Source organism: Chryseobacterium sp. G0162 (genome assembly GCF_003815715.1).
In the GTDB taxonomy this organism is placed as follows: Bacteria; Bacteroidota; Bacteroidia; order Flavobacteriales; family Weeksellaceae; genus Chryseobacterium.
Genome location: NZ_CP033922.1, coordinates 1,992,444 through 2,015,863, shown reverse-complemented (window position 1 = coordinate 2,015,863; position 23,420 = coordinate 1,992,444). Strand labels below are relative to the sequence as shown.

The 23,420-nt window shown below is 35.0% G+C and carries 23 protein-coding genes; 10 read left to right on the top strand and 13 right to left on the bottom strand.

Going from position 1 to position 23,420, the window contains the following annotated elements; genetic code table 11:
* Positions 1-7 precede the first annotated feature (7 nt).
* Complete coding sequence (locus tag EG344_RS09285; RefSeq protein ID WP_123909191.1) at positions 8-1,378, top strand: rhodanese-related sulfurtransferase; 1,371 nt, start codon at positions 8-10, stop codon at positions 1,376-1,378.
* A 69-nt stretch (positions 1,379-1,447) separates the two neighbouring features.
* On the top strand, positions 1,448-1,993 hold the full coding sequence (locus EG344_RS09280) for a 5-formyltetrahydrofolate cyclo-ligase (RefSeq protein ID WP_317126492.1): 546 nt from the start codon (positions 1,448-1,450) through the stop codon (positions 1,991-1,993).
* Here the strand turns inward: EG344_RS09280 and EG344_RS09275 are convergent.
* Both EG344_RS09275 and EG344_RS09270 read right to left on the bottom strand, forming a co-directional pair.
* The gene (locus EG344_RS09275; RefSeq protein WP_123909189.1) at positions 1,942-2,520 is read right to left on the bottom strand and encodes a hypothetical protein; all 579 of its coding nucleotides are present in this window, start codon (positions 2,518-2,520) and stop codon (positions 1,942-1,944) included. The two genes, EG344_RS09280 and EG344_RS09275, sit on opposite strands and share 52 nt — an antisense overlap.
* A complete protein-coding gene (locus EG344_RS09270) occupies positions 2,507-3,679 on the bottom strand; it encodes a hypothetical protein (protein ID WP_123909188.1) in 1,173 nt (390 codons plus the stop codon). The genes EG344_RS09275 and EG344_RS09270 overlap by 14 nt, the downstream gene beginning before the upstream one ends.
* Before the next feature lie 183 nt (positions 3,680-3,862).
* On the opposite strand from EG344_RS09270, the gene EG344_RS09265 reads away from it, so the two are divergent.
* Positions 3,863-4,192, top strand: a complete 330-nt coding sequence (locus EG344_RS09265) for a hypothetical protein (RefSeq protein ID WP_065395887.1) — start codon at positions 3,863-3,865, stop codon at positions 4,190-4,192.
* Positions 4,193-4,370: 178 nt separating this feature from the next.
* On the opposite strand, the gene EG344_RS09260 is transcribed toward EG344_RS09265, so the two are convergent.
* From EG344_RS09260 to EG344_RS09245, 4 genes are all read right to left on the bottom strand, one after another.
* Entirely contained in the window at positions 4,371-5,138 is a 768-nt protein-coding gene (locus tag EG344_RS09260) for a TrmH family RNA methyltransferase (protein WP_123909187.1), read from the bottom strand.
* A 20-nt stretch (positions 5,139-5,158) separates the two neighbouring features.
* On the bottom strand, positions 5,159-5,950 hold the full coding sequence (locus EG344_RS09255) for a CPBP family intramembrane glutamic endopeptidase (RefSeq protein ID WP_123909186.1): 792 nt from the start codon (positions 5,948-5,950) through the stop codon (positions 5,159-5,161).
* Between the two features lie 98 nt (positions 5,951-6,048).
* Positions 6,049-6,888, bottom strand: coding sequence for a LytR/AlgR family response regulator transcription factor (locus EG344_RS09250; protein WP_123909185.1), 840 nt, complete (start codon positions 6,886-6,888; stop codon positions 6,049-6,051).
* A 62-nt stretch (positions 6,889-6,950) separates the two neighbouring features.
* The gene (locus tag EG344_RS09245; protein WP_123909184.1) at positions 6,951-8,006 is read right to left on the bottom strand and encodes a helix-turn-helix transcriptional regulator; all 1,056 of its coding nucleotides are present in this window, start codon (positions 8,004-8,006) and stop codon (positions 6,951-6,953) included.
* Positions 8,007-8,430: 424 nt separating this feature from the next.
* Here EG344_RS09245 and EG344_RS09240 point away from each other — a divergent pair, with 424 nt between their 5' ends.
* Positions 8,431-9,186 carry a T9SS type A sorting domain-containing protein gene (locus EG344_RS09240; RefSeq protein WP_123909183.1) on the top strand — a complete coding sequence of 252 codons (756 nt, stop codon included), beginning with the start codon at positions 8,431-8,433 and terminating at the stop codon, positions 9,184-9,186.
* Positions 9,187-9,273: 87 nt separating this feature from the next.
* On the opposite strand, the gene EG344_RS09235 is transcribed toward EG344_RS09240, so the two are convergent.
* Positions 9,274-9,690: a hypothetical protein gene (locus EG344_RS09235; protein ID WP_123909182.1), complete on the bottom strand. Its 417-nt coding sequence runs from the start codon at positions 9,688-9,690 to the stop codon at positions 9,274-9,276.
* A 13-nt stretch (positions 9,691-9,703) separates the two neighbouring features.
* Positions 9,704-11,191 (bottom strand): DNA recombination protein RmuC, encoded by a 1,488-nt coding sequence (gene rmuC / locus EG344_RS09230; protein WP_123909181.1) that lies wholly within the window; start codon positions 11,189-11,191, stop codon positions 9,704-9,706.
* A 177-nt stretch (positions 11,192-11,368) separates the two neighbouring features.
* Between rmuC and EG344_RS09225 the strand changes: the two genes are divergently transcribed.
* The 5 genes from EG344_RS09225 (at position 11,369) to EG344_RS09205 (ending at position 19,280) form a co-directional block, all read left to right on the top strand.
* The gene (locus EG344_RS09225) at positions 11,369-12,043 is read left to right on the top strand and encodes a response regulator transcription factor (RefSeq protein ID WP_123911789.1); all 675 of its coding nucleotides are present in this window, start codon (positions 11,369-11,371) and stop codon (positions 12,041-12,043) included.
* 1 nt (position 12,044) lies between these two features.
* On the top strand, positions 12,045-13,406 hold the full coding sequence (locus EG344_RS09220) for a sensor histidine kinase (protein ID WP_123909180.1): 1,362 nt from the start codon (positions 12,045-12,047) through the stop codon (positions 13,404-13,406).
* Between the two features lie 343 nt (positions 13,407-13,749).
* Positions 13,750-15,024 carry a TolC family protein gene (locus EG344_RS09215; protein WP_123909179.1) on the top strand — a complete coding sequence of 425 codons (1,275 nt, stop codon included), beginning with the start codon at positions 13,750-13,752 and terminating at the stop codon, positions 15,022-15,024.
* Between the two features lie 48 nt (positions 15,025-15,072).
* Entirely contained in the window at positions 15,073-16,182 is a 1,110-nt protein-coding gene (locus tag EG344_RS09210) for an efflux RND transporter periplasmic adaptor subunit (protein WP_228412894.1), read from the top strand.
* Positions 16,182-19,280 carry an efflux RND transporter permease subunit gene (locus tag EG344_RS09205; protein ID WP_123909177.1) on the top strand — a complete coding sequence of 1,033 codons (3,099 nt, stop codon included), beginning with the start codon at positions 16,182-16,184 and terminating at the stop codon, positions 19,278-19,280. Before EG344_RS09210 ends, EG344_RS09205 begins: the two co-directional genes overlap by 1 nt.
* A 66-nt stretch (positions 19,281-19,346) precedes the next feature.
* Here the strand turns inward: EG344_RS09205 and EG344_RS09200 are convergent, their stop codons facing one another.
* Positions 19,347-20,102 (bottom strand): DUF5995 family protein, encoded by a 756-nt coding sequence (locus EG344_RS09200; protein ID WP_123909176.1) that lies wholly within the window; start codon positions 20,100-20,102, stop codon positions 19,347-19,349.
* 123 nt (positions 20,103-20,225) lie between these two features.
* The gene (locus tag EG344_RS09195; RefSeq protein ID WP_123909175.1) at positions 20,226-20,462 is read right to left on the bottom strand and encodes a hypothetical protein; all 237 of its coding nucleotides are present in this window, start codon (positions 20,460-20,462) and stop codon (positions 20,226-20,228) included.
* A gap of 223 nt (positions 20,463-20,685) precedes the next feature.
* Here EG344_RS09195 and EG344_RS23885 point away from each other — a divergent pair, with 223 nt between their 5' ends.
* Positions 20,686-20,856: a bacteriocin-like protein gene (locus EG344_RS23885; protein ID WP_164464414.1), complete on the top strand. Its 171-nt coding sequence runs from the start codon at positions 20,686-20,688 to the stop codon at positions 20,854-20,856.
* 40 nt (positions 20,857-20,896) lie between these two features.
* Here EG344_RS23885 and EG344_RS09190 read toward each other — a convergent pair whose 3' ends face one another.
* From EG344_RS09190 to EG344_RS09180, 3 genes are all read right to left on the bottom strand, one after another.
* The gene (locus tag EG344_RS09190; protein ID WP_123909174.1) at positions 20,897-21,367 is read right to left on the bottom strand and encodes a YciI family protein; all 471 of its coding nucleotides are present in this window, start codon (positions 21,365-21,367) and stop codon (positions 20,897-20,899) included.
* 127 nt (positions 21,368-21,494) lie between these two features.
* Positions 21,495-22,673, bottom strand: coding sequence for a nicotinate phosphoribosyltransferase (gene pncB / locus EG344_RS09185; protein ID WP_123909173.1), 1,179 nt, complete (start codon positions 22,671-22,673; stop codon positions 21,495-21,497).
* Between the two features lie 94 nt (positions 22,674-22,767).
* Positions 22,768-23,244 (bottom strand): Dps family protein, encoded by a 477-nt coding sequence (locus tag EG344_RS09180; RefSeq protein WP_123858813.1) that lies wholly within the window; start codon positions 23,242-23,244, stop codon positions 22,768-22,770.
* Positions 23,245-23,420 lie beyond the last annotated feature (176 nt).

Genomic DNA, 23,420 nt, shown 5'->3' with positions numbered 1-23,420 from the left:
TTATAGCATGCAACTGTATAACACCTTAAGCGCAGAAGAAAGAGCTAGACTTATTGATGAAGCTGGTAAGGAACGTCTTACTTTATCTTTCTATGCGTACGCTAAAATTGAAGATCCCAAAAAATTTCGTGACGACTTATTCATAGCCTGGAATGCCCTTGATGCGCTTGGCCGTATTTATGTTGCCCATGAAGGAATTAATGCTCAGATGAGTATTCCTGCAGAACAATTTGAGGCTTTCCGCAATACATTAGAAGTGTACGACTTTATGAAAGGAATCCGTTTGAATGTAGCGGTAGAACAAGACAATCATTCCTTTTTAAAACTGACCATTAAAGTAAGACATAAAATTGTTGCTGATGGTCTGAATGATGAAACTTTTGATGTAACCAATAAAGGAGTTCATTTAAAGGCCCAGGAATTTAATAATATGCTTGATGATCCAAACACCATTGTAGTGGATTTTAGAAATCACTATGAAAGTGAAGTAGGACATTTTGAAGGAGCTATTACTCCTGATGTGGAAAACTTCAGAGAAAGTTTGCCGATCATCAATGAACAACTACAGGATTTTAAAGAAGATAAAAATCTGTTGATGTATTGTACCGGTGGTATCCGTTGTGAAAAAGCGAGTGCCTACTTCAAACATCAGGGGTTTAAAAATGTGTTCCAGCTGGAAGGAGGAATCATTGAATATACGCGCCAGATCAAAGAAGAGGGAATAGAAAGTAAATTCATTGGTAAAAATTTTGTATTCGACCACCGTTTAGGGGAAAGAATTACCGATGACATTATTTCTCAGTGTCACCAATGTGGAAAACCTTGTGACAATCATACCAATTGTGCCAATGATGCCTGTCACCTGTTATTTATCCAGTGTGATGAATGTAAAGACGCAATGGAAAACTGCTGTTCAACAGAATGTCTGGATACCATCCATTTGCCTTGGGAAGAACAATTGAAGCTAAGAAAAGGATTGCAGGTTGGAAATAAAGTATTCAGAAAAGGAAAATCTGATGCCCTGAAGTTTAAAAATTCAGGAGATCTGCCTAAAGCACCTTTAGCGAAGGCGGAAACCAAGAATATCCGCCAGAAAATATCTGTTAAAAAAGTTTTGGTTGGAAAAGCAGAACATTATTTCTCAAAATCAAAAATCGGGCAGTTTTTAATTGAAAACAAAGAACTTTCAGTAGGAGATAGAGTGTTGGTTTCCGGACCTACAACAGGTGAACAGGAACTCACAATTACTCAGATTTATGCTAATGGAGGTCCTTGCGAAACAGCAAAACAGGGAGATCAGATCACTTTTGAAATTCCGTTTAGAGTTCGTTTATCAGACAAACTGTATAAAATTCTTGAACCTTCTGAAAACGCATAAAGTATAAAGAAGCTGTTCAGTAAAAATAATGTAACTGGTATGTTGAAAGCTGAGCTTAGAAAACAATATATGCAAAAAAGAAAAGCCTTGTCTCGTGATGAGGCTTTCTTGTTATCTGAAAACATTTTTCAGAATTTCATTACTTACTTTAAACCTCAGTCTGGGGAAAAGGTCCATATTTTTGTTCCGATTGAGAAGTTTAATGAGATTGATACTCAAATCTTCATTGATTATTTTTTAGCGCAAAATATCCGTGTTTATGTACCTAAAATTGTAGACGATCAACTGATTGCTATTGAAATTTTCAAGGATACTGTATTTGAAACAAACCATTGGGGAATTTCAGAACCAATTTCCAATGAGGATTCCGGAGAGAAAGATTTTCACTATGTGATTACTCCGCTTTTATATTGCGACCGGAAAGGGAATAGGATAGGATATGGAAAAGGTTTCTATGACAGACTTTTCCAAAATATCTCTGCTGAGACCAAAAAAATCGGAGTCAATTACTTTGACCCCGATGAATGTATCGATGATGTCTGGGAAAATGATATTCCTCTTGACTATTTGGTTACGGCTACAGAGGTACTGTCTTTTTTAAGCGGTTTGGAATAAAAATCTAAAAAGTAAAATTTAAACTCTTTTTTCAGCTTTGAAGTTGATAATAAGATATACTGTGCATTCTTTTCAAAACTTCCTAAAGATTTATTCTTGTCATCAAAATATTCCACATTGAATTTGGCGTAATCCAGCGTGTCTTTTTTATAAAATTCTTTATAAACATTGAGTGAGTTTACTTTTGCTGCTTTTACTTTCATGCTATCCAGCTCCTTAAACATTCTTTTGAAAGTCAGAGAATCAGGTTTGTGGAAATAGCTTTCCATTTGGGAATAAATAAAACTGTCTACTTCGGTATTTCTATTGCCACTGACATACAGGGTAGATAGATCAAGAAGCTCCTGAACCTTCTGCTTTGTTATAGAATTGATAGCCTGCATGCTATCCATTTGTACAGCCGGATAGCTTTTTGTGTTGTTACTGTTTCGTAGTTTATCCAGGTCACTGGCTTCTGTTTTTTTATTACAGGCAACAAATAAAGTCAGAAGTATAATGAGGAGTAAAAAATTATTAATTCTTTTCATCTGTAGTCGCAATTTTGAATTTAATGGATACGATCTTACCGTTGTCTTTTTTCATTTCTATTACATTCAGGTTTTTTAGAGATGTAGTAGGGGTTGTAACGAGGGTGATATACTTTTGTTTGTCTAATCTTTCGATACCATAGGTGTTATTATCATATACCTGATAGATCACAGCATTATTACTGATAAGGTTTTCCAGCTGGTTTCTTTTCTGTTTAATAAGGGCTACCTGTTCTTCAGAATTTCCTGTAATATCTTTTCTTGAGAAATAATAAGCTGCCATTTTGTAATCATCCGGTTTAAGCTCAATTTTTTCTTCTTCGGGAGCATTTTCAAGATTTCTGTTTACATCAAGCGGCTCATAAAAAGCAGCGCTGATCTTCATTTTCAGAATTTTATCTTTGGTTGAATAAGAAAAACATTCTCCAGGTTTTATTTTATACATCAAAGGAGATTCATTTTCCTTGATAACCATTATATCTAAGGTGTTGATAACAGAAACTCCTCTGTCTTTATCAATAAAGCAATACGTATATGTTTTTGAAAAAAGAACATCTTTGAATCCTAGTAAACCGGTTATTGCAATTAAAACGGAAGTAATAAGAGCCCAGGCATTCTTTTTTAAGAAATTTTTCTTGACAGGAGCTGTTAAAATTTCAACTTCGTTTTGATGCGAGTCTTTTTTGTTAACTTGTTGGTTTTCAGTATTTGTTTTTTGTAAATCAGTATTTTCATGAGGCTGTAACTCAGTTTTTTTAGGTTGAATTTCAGTTTTTGGAAGGTCTGGGACTGTAGAAACTGTTTCTTCCAGTTCATTGATCTCATCTTCCTCAAGATTTTCGTTTTCCTGAAGTAATTCCCCGGCAAAAAGATGCTGTTTTTTGAATTCATACCATGAGTCGTAACCTGCATAAATACTCAATAAATTAAGCATGTCTATCCTTGGTAATTTAGTGACTGGTGAATTTTTGAAATAGGTATAAAATGACTTTTCACTGATGTTACCTTTGGCTTTTTTGCGCAGGTCTTCCTGAAAATATATGATATCTATACCCTTCCACTTGGATATGTCATCCTGTGAAGGGGTGTATTCTTTTAAATATTGACCTTGGACATCCTTTTTTAGCTGTTCAAAGTGTAATAGATCTAAATCTGTCAATTTTTTTAAAAATGATTAAATTGTTGATTATCAGTTATCTTTTTTTGTAAAACTATTTTACAAAGGTATTACAATTATTTTTCATAAACAAACTTTCTAACTGCTATACCTTTGTCTTGTTCAAATAACAGAACAGAAGAAAATTTTATAAAACAATATTAACAAAATTAAATTTAATTTATTATGAAAAAGTCATTATTCGTAGCTGCTATCGCTGCAATCTCTCTAGTTGCTTGTAAAAAAACTGACGCTACAGCTACTGAAGGTACTACTGATTCTGCTGCTGCTACTGTTGCTGATTCTGCTGCTACTGTAACTGATTCTGCTGCTAAAGTTGTTGATTCTGCTGCAACTACTGCTGTAGAAGCTACTAAAGATGCTGCTGCTGCTACTACTGCTGCTGGAGCTGAAGTTGCTAAAGATGCTGCTAAAGGTGCTGCTGACGCTGCTAAAGGTGCTGCTGATGCTGCTAAAGGAGCTGCTGATGCTGCTAAAGATGCTGCTAAGAAATAATTTTAGCTTAAGCTTAAAAATAAAAGAACCGTTTCCCAGTGAAACGGTTTTTTTATGCTTATATAGGGTCTCTTCCCTTAGCCTGTCATCCTGAACTGAAGATGAAGCAATCTCATTATAGGATAATATAACAATATTGATCTGTTTGACAATCGCCAAACTTTACCCCAATCGTATCTTATCCTTTCTTTTGTTTTAAAGATTCATAGCAAGTTATGGCTACAGCATTGCTCAGATTCAAAGAATCAATACTGCCAGCCATCGGAATCAATGTATTCTTTCCTTTTCCGATCCAGAAATCACTTAACCCCGAGTGCTCAGTCCCGAATAATACGGCAGAACGCTGTGTGAAATCTCTTTTATAAAGATCTTCAGCCGTTTCGTCCATTAATGTTGTGTAAATATTGAAACTGTTTTTCTGAAGAAATTCTAGTGTTTCTTCGTTTTCAGCCTGATAAACTTCCATTCCGAAAAGACAGCCCACACTAGATCTGATCACATTTGGATTATAAAAATCGGTTTTTCCATCAGCAACAATAAGGGCATCAATACCGAAAGCTTCACAACTTCTCAGGATAGCTCCTAAATTACCCGGTTTTTCTACCCCTTCAACGATGATAATAGTAGAATTATCCTTCGGAACATAAGAGGAAAGTGGGGTTTCCTTTGAGTTGTATATCCCAATGATTCCTTCTGAACTTCCTCTGTACGCTATTTTTTCATACACTTTATCACTTACATAATGAATTTTCCCCTCAGGAGGCGTTCCTTTGAATATATTTTCACTTATAAAGAATTCCACAGGCTCAAAATCGTATTGTATCGCTCTTTCATTTTCCTGTTGCCCTTCTACTACAAAAACTTTTGATTTTTTTCGAAATCTGTTATCACTAAGAAGTTTAGTGATATTTTTTATTTTATCGTTTTGAAAACTTTCTATCAACATTCCGCAAAATTATGCAAAATTTATGATTGAACTTCTTTAGATTTTATAAAAAGGTTTTTCCATGTCACCTGAAATGGTTGGTGGCTTCTTCTTTTGTGAACAATTGTAAGTACTACAACCAGTACAATAGAAATAATTTTATAAAGGTTGCCATATACATTTCCGGAAACATTTTCTGATACATTAAAGAGTTCCCAATACAGATTCATGAAAAAATGAAGGAATATGACCACCCAAAGATTGAATGTATGTTCAAAATAAACCCATGAAAAGAAAACAGAACCAAGAAATGTAATGGCAAAAATTTCCATTAGTTCTACTGTATCACGGCTCTGATATAAGTGTACCTGTGCAAACAATAACGATCCCAGGAGTATGGAAGATAAAAATCCCAGTTTTGTAAATCTGAATAAAATTCCAATAAGAAATGCCCTGAAAATAATTTCCTCGAAGAATGCTGAAGATATTGTATTAATAAATAGGGACTGGTAATCTAAGGTCTTGATAACGTCAAAATGCAGGCTGTATCCTATAAGCATGGGCAGTGTTCCCATAAAAGAGAAGATAAAACCCTTGCTAATAGATTGGTCCAAAGAAAATACATAGGGAATATTTTTTTCAGGAAATAAGATCTTTGCCGTGATCATTAATGGAATTAATGTGATTGTATAGGCAATAACATGGGCTATAGCTTTATTATGAAACAGATCTTTCGAATAAGACTGAATCGATTTAAAACAAATAAGATCCAAAAAATAGTAGGCTGTGAAGCCCAGAATAAAGATTAAAATAAAGCGGATGTTTTTACTCATATTGAATATTTTTAAGCAAAAATGAAGCTTTTCGGAAAGTGAATCAATGTAAAGTGATGAATGACAAGAAATAGTGACCAATGACAAACTTAGCCTTTCTATCGTTGCAATTGTGGGATAATTTGTGGAATGAAACTTCTGGAAACCGGAATTTCGAAATCTATTTCTGAGATGATAAGTTTATATCCCTGTGCATTTCCTCTAAGGCTTTCTACTTTATCTAAATTAACAATATATGAACGATGACATTTTTGGATTGTGTTTGTTTCACTTTGTTTTAAAAGTCCTGATAAACTTATTCTGAGCAACACTTTTTTTACCGAACCATTTTCAGAAAAATATAAAGTACAATAATTTTCCATAGACTGTGCACAAATAAGATCATGTTCAGAAAGTGTTAGCGTTATATTATTTGTTGAAATAGTAAGAAGTTTGCTAGGAATATGCTCTGTTTTATGGGATAGATGCTGTGAAATATTCTTGGCTGTATTTTCATGGATTGTTTTTAAATAAATATACCTTGACAGAATATAAATAGCAGAAATGGGTATTCCTATTGCCATGGAATAGAGGAACATATAAACATAGTTTTCAAAACTTAGCGATACATGGCTTATGAATAGTGAATTATAAAAATAAGAAAGGACAGAACCCAGTAAGAGGACTGCAAAAATTTTTAATAGCTCTGATACAATATTCCAATGATTGAACCGGAAGGTACAAAGGCTTGAAATGAAAAATACAGTTCCAAAAATGATAGTATAAGGAAAAAGAAGAAGGTATTTGTAAGGATGATGAAAGTTTTCTGTTCCAAATGGCTGAAAAATGATCAGAAAAAGATATACTGTGACCCCGGCTCCTATAGAAGATAGAAGAATTTCTGTGAAGGATTCAGACTTCGGATATGGATATGATTTTAATGAAGTTAGGGATTTCATCTTACAGTACTTGAGTATTTTATATCATCCTGGTAAAGTTATATAAAATTAGTATTTGATTATTATGAATCAACAGAAGATAATTTGCTGTCAGTAGGCAAAAGCTGAGTTATGTATTCACTTGGAGTGATGCCCTCGAATTGTTTAAATACTCTGTTGAAGGTTGCTTGACTTGTAAAACCGGCACCTGTATAAATGTACATCAGGGTAACCTTGGTTAAATCCGATTTTTCAATGAGGTTTTTTACGTAATTGATTCTTAATGAATTAAGGTATTGGTTGAAGTTCTTATAACCCTTATAATCAATAGCTCTTGACAGGTAGTTTATATTTGTTTTTAATTCTGAGCATAATCCGGATAGTTTAATAGAAGGATTGGTAAAGTAATTATTGTATCGCATGTACTTATCCAATTCCAAGAATAAATTTTCCAGTTTGTGATGATCTATTGTTACATCACTTTTATGCTTAGAGGATAATTCTATAATATAATGGGGTTCTTTTGAAAGTTTTTTCGCTTTGTGTATATGTTTTTCCTTCATCTTGCTTTTAATCCTGTATCCAAAAGCCTTAAATTCTAAATGGCTTATTTTGATTTTGTAATAGATAAATAAACAGATGAGAGAAAAGTTAGCCAACACCGTTGCTGCATTAGTGGGACGGAGATATTTTTTGTCGTATTCATAAAAATGATGGTCAAAGTATTTAGCAAACAGCATAATGAGCAGCATCAATATTATTGTGTAAAACATGTAATAGATAACCATCTTTCTTTTTAAAAAAACATAGGCACACACTGGCATCGGGATTAACCAGATAAATCCTACAAGGGAATCATCAATAAAGTTTAAGATGATGACAGAAATATATAGAGAACTGAAATGAAGATAAGCATTAACAATCCTGGATATATTAAAATTTCTCCTGATAAGTATATATGAATAAACATAAAATACTAATGCACCTGCAAAGTAATAAAGAGGAAAAGTATTTTTTAACCAGAACAGATAGATATAAATAGAAACAATATGGAAGACAGCTAGAATGACTAAATAAGTTTCAATAAGCTGCTTTTTTAAAGAATGTATTCTGTTATTGTAATATTGAGTAATTCTCATTGCAGCAGGCCTTCAGCTTTTATTCATGATTTAGAAGCGGCAAATATAGTCTCTAAATTTTTTTATACAAAGCAAACATTCAAATTAAATTTTTATTACAGACTGTTTTGATAATCTTCAAAAAAAACATAATTAATCATATTCATAAAATGATTGGGTTAAAAAATTAATATTCAGGAATGTATACATGTTTCAATCATTTTTTCAATATGATTTTACTATCGCTTTTATGATTTTGTATAAGATTTAATTTTGCAAAAACATAATGATAGAGAAGGTTTCAGAATAATAACTCGTATAACTCGACTGATTTTAGGGAAGAGAATATTACATTATTATCTGAACTCAATAAAAACTAAATGATGAAAAAAGAATTAAAAACTAATAGCCTTTTATTATACAAACAACCTTTAAAAAAGAATTTATGAAGAAATTTTTCTATGTTTTAATGATTAACCTGCTATGTGGGATTTCACTATCCAAAGCACAAACAGTAACTGTGAGTAATAGCGGAGCGGGGCAATCATCTGTTTATACTTTTGAGTATACAACATCTGTGGCTATTGGTAAAGGAACTCTAACGCCTAATGTTTTTTATCTTTTATTGCCTACAGAATTTCCAGCAATTTCTCCTGCTGTAACAGGCGCAAACAACTTAGATCCTTATGTTAGTTTTAAAGTAAATGGAGTAGCTTATCCATGTTCTACTTCATTTGGAGTAGGAGGAAGCTGGAATTCTGGTGTACAGCTATCTGTAGGAGGGTCAACAACCGGTGTTGCTATTCCGGCTGGTGCAAAGATTAAGATTGTAATATCAGGGATGATTAAAAATCCAACAAAGGCTGGAGCGTATACAATAGAATGGAGAACTGCAGCTGGAAGTGGACAGAGTACACAGGATTTCAGTAGCACGATTAATGTTTCAGGAGGTACATTAGCAACACAGGAAGTGAAAATCAAACAAACCGAACTTTCTGTATATCCTAATCCTGCGGTTGATGTTATACAGGTTTCAGGAGTAGGTAAACTTCAAAAATACACTGTGTATAATGCAGTAGGAAGCCACATTGCTGAAGGAAATATTTCCGATAATGGAAAAATTAATATTCATCATTTTGTTTCAGGTGTCTATTTTCTGAAACTTGAAAACGGAAAATCCGTTCAGTTTATCAGGAAATAAAATAGATGAGACAGTCTGAAATAAAGGCTGTCTCATTTTGTTTTTCAGTATTCTGAATTTATTTATCTACTGATTATGCCTAAAAAATTAAGTAGGGTTTTGAACTTTCTCAGGTGCTTTCATCAGAATAATATTTCCAATCAGTAATGAAAAACAGCTTGCTACCCAAAGAAAATATCCCGGACCATATCCGGTTATGGGGAATTTATGCCCAGCCTCATTCACTGTAATTTCTCCTACAGATAAATAGCAAAATGTAAGACCAAAGGCGATCAGGCTGAGTACAGCAGATATTTTTATTTGTTTTAATAATAGAAAAAAAGCTCCGATAAAAAGTAGAGGATTAGCCAGCCATGCTATTCCGCCGCCATCCATTTCTGCCCAACCTAGCAGTGCACAGGCCAGCCCACTCATGTCATGTCCTTTTGCGTAAACTGCTGTAAAAGGAAGTGAGGTGAGATAAAGAATAAGACATATTAATAAGATAAGATTTGTTTTTTTCATAGTATTCTGGTTTTTATTCTATCAGATTACTGTTGTCAATAAGACTTTGAGGCAGGTCCTTTTTATTTTTAATTCCCAATGATTTCAGTTTTTGAGTCTGGATCACAAGGTTGTCGTTTCCTGTGTAAAGCTGTTTGTAAGCATCATTGTAAACATTTTTGGCAAGATCAAGATTTCGTCCTACTTTTTCAAGGTTATCCACAAATCCTACGAATTTATCATATAACCGGGCTCCTCTTTCAGCAATTTCAAGAGCATTTTTGTTTTGATATTCACGTTTCCAAAGATCTGCAATTAGCTTTAAAGAGGTAATCAGATTGCTTGGATTTAATAGCAAGATTCTTCTATCATAGGCGTAATTCCAAAGGTTTTGGTCTGCTTGCATAGCTGCAATATATGCCGGTTCACTAGGTATAAACATCATGACAAAATCCAAAGATTTTCCGTAATCATCATACGCTTTCTGACTAAGCTGCATAATATGATTTTTGATGGAACCCAAATGTTGATTAAGTTTCATCATATAGACATCCTGATCGTTTTCATCCACTAATTCCGTAAATGCAGTTAGAGAAACTTTAGAATCAATGATGACGTTTCTTTCATCCGGGTATTTTACAACGGCATCCGGTCGCATTTTTTTACCGGAAAATTCTGAGAACAAAGCTTTGTTGTCTTCATCACGAAGTTCATGTTCCAGAAAATATTCTCTTCCTTTTACCAATCCGGACTTTTCAAGGATGCTTTCAAGAATCATCTCACCCCAATTTCCCTGGGTTTTACTTTCACCCTTCAGCGCTCTGGTTAATTTTTTGGCATCTTCGGAGATTTGTTGGTTCAGTTCGGCAAGTTCTTTTACTTTTTCAGCCAAAGAGAAACGTTCTTTATTTTCCTTTTCATAAGCTTCATTCACTCTGTTTTTTAAATCTGTAATCTTTTCCTGGAAGGGTTCAAGGATGTTTTTTAGATTATTCTGATTTAAAGTGGTGAATTTCTCTGTTTTTTCTTCCAATATCTTATTGGCTAGATTTTCAAATTGCAGTTTGGATTCTTCCTGTATTTTAGTGATCTCTTCTTTTTGAGTATTCAGCGATTTCTGAAGACTATCATTTTGCGCAGAAAGTTCAGAATTTTTAGCAAAGAAATCCTGTTTCTCAACAATAAGATTTTCAATCTGGAAATCCTGTTTCAACATTAGTTGCTTCTGATCCTGAAACTGACTGTTTAATGAAGAATGCTGAGCAGAGAGCTTAGCAAATTCATTTTTCAGATCGTTCAGAAGATCCTGCTGCTGGATATTGAGATCCTTTTCTTTATTGAGATGCTGGTTAAGTTCCTGGATCTTTGTGTTCGAGTTTTCAAGATCTGATTTGTTTTTAATATGCAAGAAATTGAGTTCATCATAAGAGCTTCTTGAAACCGTTGAAGATTTCAAGGCAAAATATAAAATAATGGCTCCCAGGACTCCGCCCACAATACATCCAATAATTAAATAGGTCATCTCCATTCTTCAAAATTAGGAAAAAAGGCTGGAAGTTAATACTGAATAATAAATTTCGGAAGGCGTTTTACATTACCATAAGCATTCTTTTAATCTCTGAAAAAATCTTTGCTTCCTTCCTCTGGCTTCCTTTCTTCAATCATAATCCCTATATTTATGGGAAATTTCAGAGACATTATGAATATCTTATTGGTAGAGGACGATCAGAGAATTAGCAGCTTCCTGTTGAAAGGACTTTCTGAAGCCGGCTATACGATGACGCTTGCAGATTCTGGTGAAAAGGCCAGGGAAATTCTTCATACCTATGATTTTGATATTATATTAATGGATATTATGCTTCCGGGATTGGATGGAATGCAGCTTACACAGATCATAAGGTTTAAAGGAAATTATACTCCGATTTTAGTGTTAAGTGCATTAAATAGTCCGGATGATAAAATTAAGATGTTGGATCTGGGAGCGGATGATTACTTATCCAAACCATTTCATTTCGAAGAATTGATCTCCAGAATTAAAGCGTTGACAAGAAGGAATAAATTAAGCTATCAGAAAGAAGACCAGTATCTGTCTTGTGGCAATATTAGAATTGATACGGATCTTCATAAAGTCACCCAAAATAATACGGAAATCGAATTTTCTCCTACAGAATACAAGCTTTTTACTTTTCTTATGGAGAATAAAAACAAGGTGTTGAGCAGAACTCAGATTTTGCATAACGTCTGGGGCATCGATTTTGACAGTGCAACCAATGTGGTAGATGTTTACATTTCCTACGTTCGTAACAAAATTGACGAATCGGAACAGAAAATTATTCATACTGTAAAAGGAACAGGATATTTAATTAAAGATTAGTATGACGCTCAGGAACAGGTTTACCCTTATTTCCAGCCTTTCGTTCGGCATTGTTTCTATCATCATATCTGCGGTGATATTTTTTGCCTATTATGATAGTACGAAGATTTTTTATTTTGAAAAACTTCGGAATACTGCCCTGATTTCTGCTATTTATTATCTTGAAAAAGACGAATTACCCAAAGACAGGCACGCCCAGATTAAACAGGAATATAAACATCTTATTCAGAATAATCAGGTAGCCGTTTATAACCAGAATAATGAAGTAACATTTGGGCAAAACCTGAATGATAAAAATATTAAAGCGTCTCACTTACAAGCGGCCAGAAATAATAAGGGAACTCAGTTTATGTCTGATAATCAGTTCTACTATGGGATTTTCTATCCTGATAATCAGGGTGATTTTGTAGTTTTTGTAAAGTCTCCCAATGATTCATTTCAATCACAGATCTGGAGGCTTTCGATCATTATGCTTTCTGTGTTGATTATTGGGCTTTTGGCAATTTATTTTTTAAGCCGTTATCTTTCAAAGGTGGTATATAAGCCTATTTCTAATGTAGTAGAACGTATTAATAAGGTGGATTATAATAATATCTCTACTGCTATTACTTCCACCAATACCAATGATGAGATTGAAGATCTGATCAAGTCTTATAATAAATTGCTGGGACGAATTTCTGAAAATGTTCTGCTGCAACAAAATTTTATCAACTACGTTTCTCACGAATTTAAAACTCCTTTAGCAGCTATTTCCGGAAACCTGGAAGTATTTGCTCAAAAAGACCGTACTCCCGAAGAATATAAAAAAGTGGCGAAGGAATCTTTGGATAACGTGTATGAGATTGAAAATATTCTCAATAACCTTTTATTGATGTCCGGGATGACAAAACTTGAATCTTCCCACAAACAGGTAAGAATAGATGAGCTTATCTGGAAGATCTATGAAAAACTGGAGCCTAAGGCAAAAGAAAATCACTCCCATATTAAAATACAACTTCAGGTTCCAAAACCTGCTTTATTAGAATTTCCCGGGAATGAGACTCTCCTCTATTTGGCTTTATATAATATTGTAGAAAATGCAATCAAATATTCTTATGGGCATCCTGTAGAAATTATCTTATCGGAAAAGAATAATCAATTGAATATTGAAGTGAAGGATCAAGGAAAAGGGATTCCTGCAAATGACCTTCTAAAGATTACAGAAACGTTTTACAGAGGGAAGAATGTGGATTCAATTAAGGGGAGTGGTATTGGATTATCATTATCAAAAAGCATTTTTGATCACCATCATATTATTATGAAAATTGATTCTACAATAGATGTGGGTACAGATGTCCTGCTTGTATTTCCAGCTAATTTCTAAAATTGCAAAATTTTTTAGGTTTTGGCTAAAGCCAATCGAATCCTTATTTAGATGTAAACCTAATAAAGTCCGTTTCTCTTGATGTAAATTTCCTATAGATTCCACGAATTTTCACAGAGGGTTATGGATGCATTTTTAGGGGAATATAAATCGTGTTATTTGTGAATGCATTCATGTAATTCGTGTTTAAAAATCTCCTTAATCTATATGGTCTGTGAGTGTTTTAAAACGGATCTCTACCTGTTCTAATCAAACTCTAATGTTGGTCTAATTGAATTTTAATTTCATTCGAAATTAGCTCTAATATTAGGAGAATAGCTTTGTGGTCTTAAAATAAGAGACCTTGAAGAAGATTTTTTTTACACTATTTTATATTCATTGTTTCAGTTTCTTTTCAGCACAGATTTCAGATACCCTGAAGATCAGCAGAAATGAAGCTGAAACCATTTTTCTGACCAATAACCTAGATCTTATTGCTCAGAAATTAGAGATTTCTCAGGCTGAGGCCAGAGCTCTTCAGGCCAAATACTGGCCCAATCCTAAATTAAGTATCAGTGAAGTAAACCTTTGGAGAACCTATGATATTGAAGAACAGCCTGCCCTGATCGGAAACTGGGGGAAGAACACTCAGATTTCTGCTGAAATAGAGCAGGTGATCCAGACCGCAGGGAAAAGACGGAAAAATATCGAACTGCAAAAAATAGAAGTAGAAGGTGAAAAATATGAATTACAGGAAGTATTGCGTGAGCTCAAAAAGACTTTAAGGAACTCGATTACTGAAATTCAATACAATCAGGAACAGCAGAAGATTTATCAAGGGCAAATTGCTTCTATCGAAAAATTAACAAGATCCTATAACAATCAATTGACCTTGGGAAATATCAGTAAGGCTGAATATATCCGTTTGAAGGCTCAGGAAATTGAATTCAAGAAAAAGCTGGTTTCATTGAAGCAGGAAATAGAAGATCAACAGGCTGAACTAAAGGCTTTGCTGATGATTCCATCTCACTCGTATCTCGTTATTTCAGATTCATTTGCAATGCCGGAAAAACAGCTTTCAGAAATCGAACTGACACAATGGATGGAAAAAGCAAAAGAAAACCGTCCGGATATCCTGATCGCTAAAAATAAAGAGAAACATGCTGCCAAGAATCTTGAAATTCAAAATGCGATGAAAACTCCTGATGTAGCTGTTTCAATAGGCTATGACCGCGGAGGTAACATTATGAAAGATTTTATTGGATTAGGAGTTTCGGTTGACCTTCCCATCTTCGACAGAAATAAAGGAAATATTCAGGAAGCCAGGCTTGAAATTGAGAAAAGCAAAAATGAAACCCGTAAAAATCAGCTAAAATCTGAGAATGAAATTGTTTCCGTTTTCAGAAACTATATCCGTACCCAACAGGTCTCAGAGGAAATTGATGATACTTACGAGTCCACCCTGGATGGCTTATTGGTGAGCCATGAAAAGAACTTCAGACTAAGGAATATCAGTATGTTGGAGTATATGGATTTTCTGGATACTTATATCGGTAATAAAATGATCATTCTGGATACTAAAAAAGAACTTAATCAATACTTTGAAAACCTGCAATACGTTGTAGGACAGGATTTATAAATGACCATTCAGCATGGCCTTAAAATATATGAACATCTACTTATGAAAATGAACACTACTAAATATATCGCAGTAATTTATCTGTCCGCTATGGTAACACTTACGGGGTGTAAAGATCAGAAGCAGGGCAACGAAGTTGAAAAAGGATATTGTATCAGCAAAGAACTTAAAAAAGATATTAAACTGGCTAAGGCAGAAATGCTTCCTATTGAAGAAAGCATTACCCTTACCGGAGAAGTGGAGAGCAATTCTGATAAAACAGTTCCCTTTGTAAGCCTTGTGGACGGAGTAGTTACCGATACGTATTTTTCTCTTGGAGATTATGTGAAAAAAGGACAGATTCTGGCGACTGTAAAAAGTACGGCTGTTAATGAAATGCAGGATGACACTCAAACATTGCAGGCTCAGCTTGCTGTAGCTAAGAGAAAACTGTCTTCTGTAGAAGCAATGTATAAAGATGATATTGCCTCTCAGAAAGATCTTCAGGAAGCAAGAGCAGAGGTAACAATTTTGCAGTCCAATATTTCTAAAACCCAAAAGAATATGCAATTGTATTCTGCGGGAGGAAGCAATCTTCAGATCAAAGCTCCTGCGGATGGTTATGTTATCAACAAGAATATTTCTAAAGGGATGCCTGTAACTGCCGGTGGTGACCAGCTTTTTACCATTTCCAATCTGGATAAGGTCTGGGTCATGGCGAATGTGTATGCTACCAATATGAGACATGTTTATGTAGATCAGCCGGTAGTAGTGAAGACTTTAGCGTATCCGGATGATAGTTTTTCAGGAAAGATCAATAATATCTCTCAGGTTTTTAATGAAAATGAAAGAGTACTGAAAGCGAAGATCATTATGGATAATAACGGGATGAAACTAAGACCGGGAATGTCTGCAGATGTTGTATTGCCGATTAATTCCCAAAATAAAAGTGCTTTGGCTATTCCTGCGAAGGCTTTGATCTTCGATAATAATCAAAGCTATGTAGTAGTATATAAAAAAGACTGTGAGTTGGAAATAAGACCTGTTACGGAGATTGCCTCAAACAGTCAATATATCTATGTAGAAGGAAATCTGAAACAGGGAGAAAATGTAATCGCTTCCAATGGATTGTTAATTTATGAGAACCTGAAAAACCAATTAAATAATTCTAAGAAGTAATGCGAAAATTTGTACAGAATATAGTTTCCTTCTCTTTGAAAAACTCTTTGATTGTTCTTTTAGGAACTTTCATGTTGTTGCTTGGAGGAATCTATTCTTATATACACACTCCGATTGAAGCCTTCCCGGATGTTACCAATACCAGGGTAAGAGTAATCACCCAATGGCCGGGAAGAAGTGCTGAAGAAATAGAAAAGTTTGTCACATTGCCCATTTCCAAGGAAATGAATGCTATTCCGAATAAAACTTCGGTGAGATCTATTTCCCTGTTCGGATTATCAGTGGTAACAGTGATTTTTGATGACCATGTCAATGACTTTTATGCGCAGCAGTATGCATCTAATAAACTGGGGAATGTAAATCTTCCTGCCGGTGCAGAATATAGCATTGAGCCTCCATCCGGAGCAACTGGTGAAATTTACCGCTATATCATTAAAAGTAAATTGCCGATTAAAGAAGTCACGGCTATTCAGGATTGGGTGGTAGAAAGAGAATTACTGGCTGTTCCCGGAGTTGCTGATGTGGTAAGCTTTGGTGGCGAAGAAAAAACATATGAAATAAAAATTAATCCTACGGAATTACACAATTACGACCTTTCCCCCCTGGATGTGTATGAAGCAGTTTCGAAGAGTAATATTAATGTAGGAGGTGATGTTGTGGCCAAAGGAGATCAGGCTTATGTGGTAAGGGGGATCGGTCTTTTAGAGAAGAAGGATGACATTGAAAATATTCAGATTGAAGTAAAAGGTTCCACTCCTATTTTGGTAAAGCATGTTGCTGAAGTTAAAGTGTCGGCAAAACCGAGATTAGGGCAAGTAGGATACAATAAGGAAAATGATGTAGTGGAAGGCATTGTCATCATGCTTCGTGGAGAAAACCCAAGTGAGGTGATCGCAAGACTTAAAGACAGAATAGAACAGTTAAATGGTGGAGAATTACCTGGTGATGTTCAGATCGTACCAATCATTGACCGTACAGAATTAGTAAATACAACGGTTCATACGGTTTCCAAAAACCTGATTGAAGGAGTTATTCTGGTTTCCATTATTGTATTCATTTTCCTGTATAACTGGCGAACAACATTTATTGTAGCATCAGTAATTCCGCTGGCTTTTCTTTTTGCCATTATTATGCTGAAAATTCAAGGACTTCCAGCTAACCTTATTTCTATGGGAGCCCTGGACTTTGGACTATTACTGGAAGGAACGCTCGTCATCGTTGAACATGTATTTGTTGCCCTCGAGCTGAAGGCCAAGAAGATCGGATTAAAGAGATTTAATAAAATTTCCAAATTGGGAATTATTAAGAAAAGTGCAGGAAGTGTGGCAAGCTATATTTTCTTTGCCTTACTAATCCTGATTGTAGCCTTGATGCCCATCTTCTCTTTCCAGAAAGTGGAAGGGAAAATGTTTTCTCCTTTAGCATTTACATTGGGATATGCCTTATTAGGATCTTTGATTTTAAGTTTGACATACGTTCCGGCAATGTGTAAGCTTTTATTAACTAAAAATATTGAGGAAAAAGAAAACTTCATCTCAAGATTCTTTAGAGTAAACATTTACAGAATCTATGAATTCAGTATTCGTCATAAAAAGGGATTTGTTGTCGGTTTTATCGCTTTACTTGCCATTTGCGGGTGGAGATTTTCAAACTACGGTTCGGAATTCTTACCTAAACTGAATGAAGGAGCTATTTATGTACGTGCTACACTTCCCAATAGTGTCAACCTGGATGAATCTGTTCGTTTGACTAAAGAGATGAAGGAGATTTTGATGAAATATGATGAAGTGAAATTCGTAATGACTCAAACCGGCCGCCCTAATGACGGGACAGACCCTACAGGATTCTTTAATATCGAATTTAATATCCAGCTGAAACCGGAAAACGAATGGAAGAAAAAAATATCCAAGGATGAACTTCTTGAAGAGATGAGAGTTTCCCTTGAAAAATATCCGGGAATAAACTTTGGATTTAGCCAGCCGATTCAGGATAATGTGGAGGAATATGTAGCAGGGGTAAAAGCACCGCTGGTGATTAAAATATTCGGGAATGATTTGTTTCAACTTGAAAATTATGCCAATCAGGTAGCCAATTCTATCAGAACGGTTCCGGGAATTTCAGATGTGAATGTATTTAAAAATATTGGACTTCCTGAATTGAGGATACAGCTTCACGATTCAAAAATGGCAAAATACGGAGTGTCTACAGCAGATGCCCAGGCGGTAATTGAAATGACTATTGGCGGACAGGCGGCTACTAAGTTCTATGAAGAAGAAAGAATGTTTGATGTGATGCTCAGATTCGAAAAAGAATATCGTGATACGCCGGAAAAAATGGGGAATATTCTGATCCCGACACAGGATAATAAAAAAGTTCCATTGAAAGAAATAGCAACCATTGATTATCATACCGGACCTTCATTTATTTACAGAGAAGGGAACAGCAGATATATTGGTGTAGGATTTAATATTGAAGGACGAGATCTGGGAAGTACCATTAAAGAAGCTAAAGAAAAAGTAGAGAAAGAAGTCAAACTTCCGAAAAGTCATAAGATGACATGGGCCGGCGAGTTCGAAAGTAAAGAAAGAGCGGCGAAGCAATTAGCGATGGTAGTTCCTATTTCACTTGTACTTATTTTGATGTTGCTGTATTTCAACTTTGGGAATGTAAAAGATACATTGATCTCTTCTATTACATTAGCATTTGCATTCATTGGAGGGTTTCTATCCCTGTGGTTTACAGGAACCATCTTTGGAATCTCTGCAGGAATCGGATTCATCATCCTTTTTGGAGTAGCTACTATTGATGGGATTGTTCTGATTGGAGTGATGAAAGAAAATCTTCAGAACAGAATGTCACTCAGAGAATCCATTGCTGAAGGAGTTAAAAGCAGGATCCGTCCGGTGGTGATGATTGCGCTGATGGGATCTATGGGACTTCTTCCGGCAGCAATGTCCAATGGAATGGGCTCTGAAATTCAAAAACCTTTGGCTATTATGATTGTAGGTGGATTAATTATCTGTATGCTGCTCTCATTTACCATATTACCGATTGTGTTCTATTATGCCTATCATAAAAAGCATAAAGAGACCTTATAGTTTCTTTTTATTTGTTCATTATTTGGCCGGGATCCGTGAGGAAGATCCCGGCCTTTTTGTTTTAGCTTAAATTGTTTTTGTTGATTCCAGTATTTCAATATTCTTCACAATATCAGAACTTTCACATTTCTTCAGTTCTTTAAGTAAGGGAGGTGTAAGAATTTTTGGATTCAAAATTTGTGTAGCTACCTTTGCAGCTGCATAATCTACGATATTAATAACCTGTTCTCTTAAAAAATTAGGGGTATTGGATGCAATCACTGCTGTTGCCCATGAAGTATCTCTGGCTCTGGATATCGCAAAATCTAGTACAGCGTTATCTTTTCCGTTAGACAGCTTATCGATGAGGTTGACGGGATAACATATTTTGTTCAGGGAATCCTGAACTTTCTGATTAATAGAAGCAATAACAGTATTGATATTTTCAAAATCCTTTTTTAGTGGGTTAATCTTCCGGTAGGGCATAATAGTCGCTGCAGAAATCCCCAGATCCAGATTAATATGTGCATTCATCCCCAGAAAAATATGCTGTAAAATCAGAAGATCTTTATTTTTGGTGGCTTCAAAGGCAATATACCAGGCATTAGTACACTTTTTACCATTACTGTAGTTTTCCCATGCTTCAAGATAGCGTTGTGCAAAAGCAATATCCAGCGTTGTCATTCGGGGATTATCTTCAAATTTCTTTTGTTGAATTCCTTTTAAAACATGGGCCGTCATAATGCGATAAGTACAGGCGAAATATCCAGCCGGACTTTTGTTTTCTTTGCACCAGATGATGATTTCATCTAGTCTTTTCAAGACTTCTTCGATGGTTTTCATGGTAGGTTTTGTTTATTTAAAGATAATAAAAACCTGCAATCAGTGGTATATGGCTTTGGAGATTCGTAGAATAGCTTTATATTCATGAAAAAAGTGAGCAGTAAGCTCACTTTATTTCTCAGATTATGGAGTGATTACAATCGGATCCGGAAAAGGTTCAAGAACCAGAGGTTTACACATCGCAGCCGGTTCACATCTTCCACCCATGCATACAAAATTAGTCATAGTGGTTGAGCCATCAGGGCATCTGATCATACCTTCACCAGGACATCCTCCGGGACATTCTGGTAGATGTAAATACCCGCCGAATACATCTTTCAGTTCTGTTCTTGAAAGTTTTGATACGTTCATTTTTTTCATGGAATTAATTTTTTTTGTTAATGCTAACTTTCTTACAATCAGTTTGTAAGTTTTTTCTTTTGATTAGACTAAAATAATGAAAATATTTCTTTTTTTAGTCATAGTGGTTTGAAACGTAAATATTTAAGGAAATAAATTGTATATTTATTTCCAATTAATGAGAAATAAAAAGAGGAATCCGAAAATCTTAAAGAGTAGGAAATTAAAACTAAACTAAATACCTATGAAAAATTTAAAAAACTTAAACAGACAAGAGTTGAAAACTGTTTTAGGAGGTGCTGCAGCTGTATGCCTGGTACCAGTGGATGGAGGAAGCTGCCCGGCAGGCTATACATTCTGTAGCAATCCTTATTGTTGCTATCCGCCGAGAAAACCATTTATTTGTATGGACTAACAATAAAAAATCCCTCAATTGAGGGATTTTGCTTTATTCTTTAAGGATTCTCTTTTGAAATTTCATCATGATGTTTCAGGTATAACGGTAAGGCTGCGGAGCCATACCAAGGGAAAATTTCATAACTGAAAATTCCAGCCTGAACTGCAGGGTCAGTTTTTACCCACTGCTCGGCTTCTTCTTTAGATTTTGTATTGAAAATAAACATTCCACGGTAGTTTTCTTTATTTTTTTCCAGGAAGGGACCTGCGACCACAATTTTTCCTTCATGAGCCAGTTTACCAATGTTTTCCATGTGTCCTTTCATTAAAGTTCCCATTTTGGTTTTATCTTCAATTTTTGCAGTACCGGTTGTCAGCATCACAATAGTATAAGGTTTCATGCCATATTGATCTGCTCCCAATGAAGTGGCCAATTCCTGATTGAACTTCGGTTTTTCATTTTTTTTGTCCTGAGCGAAAGATAACACAGAAAAGAGGAGGGAAGGGATAAGTAATGTTCTTGATATCATATTGCTTTGTTTTGATAAATATAATAAAACCCTGTAAATTGATGAGACTTCGATTTCAAATGATGATATGATACAAAAAAACCTCGATGGTTACGAGGTTATATCTAATAGATTTGATGAGGTTATATCAATCTTTTATTCTTAAAAATTCTTTGGCCAATTCAATCATTTTAGGATCACCGGTATATTTTCCGCGCTCATCAGAAAGTTTTACCGTTGGAATCCATTCCTTGTTGGGAGCTTGTACACCAATAAGTTTCATCACGATATTCATTGGCTTTAATCCTACATCATTCGTAAGGTTAGTTCCTATTCCGAAAGAAATACCTATTTTTCCTCTGCAGTAGCTTGTAATTTCTTCCACCTTTTCAAGATTTAAGGCATCAGAGAAAATGATATATTTAAACATTGGATTGATGCCGTTTTTCTGATAATGCGCAATGGTTTTATCTGCAAACTCCAACGCATCACCACTGTCATGACGTACTCCATCAAAAAGTTTTGCGAATTTTTTATCGAATTGCTGGAAGAAAACATCCGTAGTGTAAGTGTCGGAAAGGGCTACTCCCAAATCACCTCTGTAAACATCTACCCAATGTTCCAAAGCCAGTTCATTAGCCATTTTGAAACCATATTCAGCAGCATGGAACATAAACCACTCGTGAGCATGGGTTCCGATTGGCTTCACTCCATATTTCATCGCAAAATGGACATTGGAACTTCCGATGAAAGTAGAATCTTTTTTCTGTGTTAAGGCTTCCATGACTAAATTCTGTACTTTATAGGAATGTCTTCTACGGGTCCCGAACTCAGCAAATGTTACTCCCAGTCTGCCTAAAGAATCTGCTTTCTCAAGGGTTTTGCTCATTACCACTTCATTAGAATCTCTCTCCATGTGGTTCATTTCATAGTGCAGCTCACTGATGATTGCCAATAGAGGAACTTCCCAAAGAATTGTTCTGTACCAAAGACCTTCAACAATTACGGAAAGATCTCCACCTTCCTGGTGAATTTTCACTTCAGACGGATCAAAATGATAGCCTTCAAGGAAATCGAGATAGGGAAGATCAATATAAGGACATGTTCTGGCCATGAATTTCTTTTCATCCTTGGTAAGTTTAAGTTCAGCCATTTTATTAACAGCTTCCTTTAATGCTACATCAAAACCTTCCGGAAAATGATGTTTCCCTCTGTTGATGAATTCATATTTAACAATAGAGCTAGGAAAAAGTTTTACCACAGCATTTTGCATGGTTATTTTATAGAAATCGTTATCCAGTATAGAATTTAGTCTTACGTCGTTCATAATATGTGTAATTTTAACGCAAATATAAAAATTAAAAATAAAATCGCCTAAATGTAAGGCGATTTTTTTGAAATATTTTGATGAACCTATCGGTTTATTTCCCCAAATAAGAATTGTACATCCAAACTTCTTTCTCCTGTTCGGTAATGTAGTCACTCATCTGAGAGTTGGTACCTTCATCACCAGCCTTATCTGTAATATCTAAAAGCTCTCTCTGTAGGTCAATAACAACTTTGAATGAGCTTAGAATTTGCTCAACACTTTTGTTCCCGTCAGTTACTTCTTTGCTTTCTTTGATGGTGGCTACTTTTAAATAATCAGAGTAGTTGTGGGCAGGAATAGCCCCTAATGTTAGAATTCTTTCTGCAATTTCATCAATTTTTAAAACTAAGCTATTGTAAAGTTCTTCAAACTTCGGGTGAAGGGTAAAGAACTGGTCCCCTTTAATATTCCAGTGAGAACCTCTGGTGTTCTGATAAAAAATAGAATAGTTGGCTAAAAGTGCATTTAATTTTTCTGCTATTTTCTTGCAGTCGGCTTCTTTAAGCCCTATAATACTAGCGTTTTTCATAAGTTTATCTTTTTATATATCTCAAAGTTACGAAATATCGTGCCGAATAGCCCGGGATATCAATAGATGATAACTATAAGAAAATTTTTTAAAATAGTTTGGAAGTATTAATATTGCAAATGATGAAGGCTATGCGTGGGGATAGGAAGGTGATAGCTGAAATCATAGGCTGAATT

Excerpts from the sequence above, each read along its gene's own strand:
- EG344_RS09255 (WP_123909186.1), bottom strand. The coding sequence starts at position 5,950 with ATGAGTAAAAACATCCGCTTTATTTTAATCTTTATTCTGGGCTTCACA.
- EG344_RS09285 (WP_123909191.1), top strand. The coding sequence starts at position 8 with ATGCAACTGTATAACACCTTAAGCGCAGAAGAAAGAGCTAGACTTATT.
- EG344_RS09200 (WP_123909176.1), bottom strand. The coding sequence starts at position 20,102 with ATGAAAACCATCGAAGAAGTCTTGAAAAGACTAGATGAAATCATCATC.
- EG344_RS09280 (WP_317126492.1), top strand. The coding sequence starts at position 1,448 with ATGCAAAAAAGAAAAGCCTTGTCTCGTGATGAGGCTTTCTTGTTATCT.
- EG344_RS09245 (WP_123909184.1), bottom strand. The coding sequence starts at position 8,006 with ATGAGAATTACTCAATATTACAATAACAGAATACATTCTTTAAAAAAG.
- rmuC (WP_123909181.1), bottom strand. The coding sequence starts at position 11,191 with ATGACCTATTTAATTATTGGATGTATTGTGGGCGGAGTCCTGGGAGCC.
- EG344_RS09195 (WP_123909175.1), bottom strand. The coding sequence starts at position 20,462 with ATGAAAAAAATGAACGTATCAAAACTTTCAAGAACAGAACTGAAAGAT.
- EG344_RS09220 (WP_123909180.1), top strand. The coding sequence starts at position 12,045 with ATGACGCTCAGGAACAGGTTTACCCTTATTTCCAGCCTTTCGTTCGGC.
- EG344_RS09235 (WP_123909182.1), bottom strand. The coding sequence starts at position 9,690 with ATGAAAAAAACAAATCTTATCTTATTAATATGTCTTATTCTTTATCTC.
- EG344_RS09190 (WP_123909174.1), bottom strand. The coding sequence starts at position 21,367 with ATGATATCAAGAACATTACTTATCCCTTCCCTCCTCTTTTCTGTGTTA.
- EG344_RS09250 (WP_123909185.1), bottom strand. The coding sequence starts at position 6,888 with ATGAAATCCCTAACTTCATTAAAATCATATCCATATCCGAAGTCTGAA.
- EG344_RS09210 (WP_228412894.1), top strand. The coding sequence starts at position 15,073 with ATGAACACTACTAAATATATCGCAGTAATTTATCTGTCCGCTATGGTA.
- EG344_RS09225 (WP_123911789.1), top strand. The coding sequence starts at position 11,369 with ATGAATATCTTATTGGTAGAGGACGATCAGAGAATTAGCAGCTTCCTG.
- pncB (WP_123909173.1), bottom strand. The coding sequence starts at position 22,673 with ATGAACGACGTAAGACTAAATTCTATACTGGATAACGATTTCTATAAA.
- EG344_RS23885 (WP_164464414.1), top strand. The coding sequence starts at position 20,686 with ATGAAAAATTTAAAAAACTTAAACAGACAAGAGTTGAAAACTGTTTTA.
- EG344_RS09240 (WP_123909183.1), top strand. The coding sequence starts at position 8,431 with ATGAAGAAATTTTTCTATGTTTTAATGATTAACCTGCTATGTGGGATT.
- EG344_RS09260 (WP_123909187.1), bottom strand. The coding sequence starts at position 5,138 with ATGTTGATAGAAAGTTTTCAAAACGATAAAATAAAAAATATCACTAAA.
- EG344_RS09180 (WP_123858813.1), bottom strand. The coding sequence starts at position 23,244 with ATGAAAAACGCTAGTATTATAGGGCTTAAAGAAGCCGACTGCAAGAAA.
- EG344_RS09265 (WP_065395887.1), top strand. The coding sequence starts at position 3,863 with ATGAAAAAGTCATTATTCGTAGCTGCTATCGCTGCAATCTCTCTAGTT.
- EG344_RS09205 (WP_123909177.1), top strand. The coding sequence starts at position 16,182 with ATGCGAAAATTTGTACAGAATATAGTTTCCTTCTCTTTGAAAAACTCT.
- EG344_RS09275 (WP_123909189.1), bottom strand. The coding sequence starts at position 2,520 with ATGAAAAGAATTAATAATTTTTTACTCCTCATTATACTTCTGACTTTA.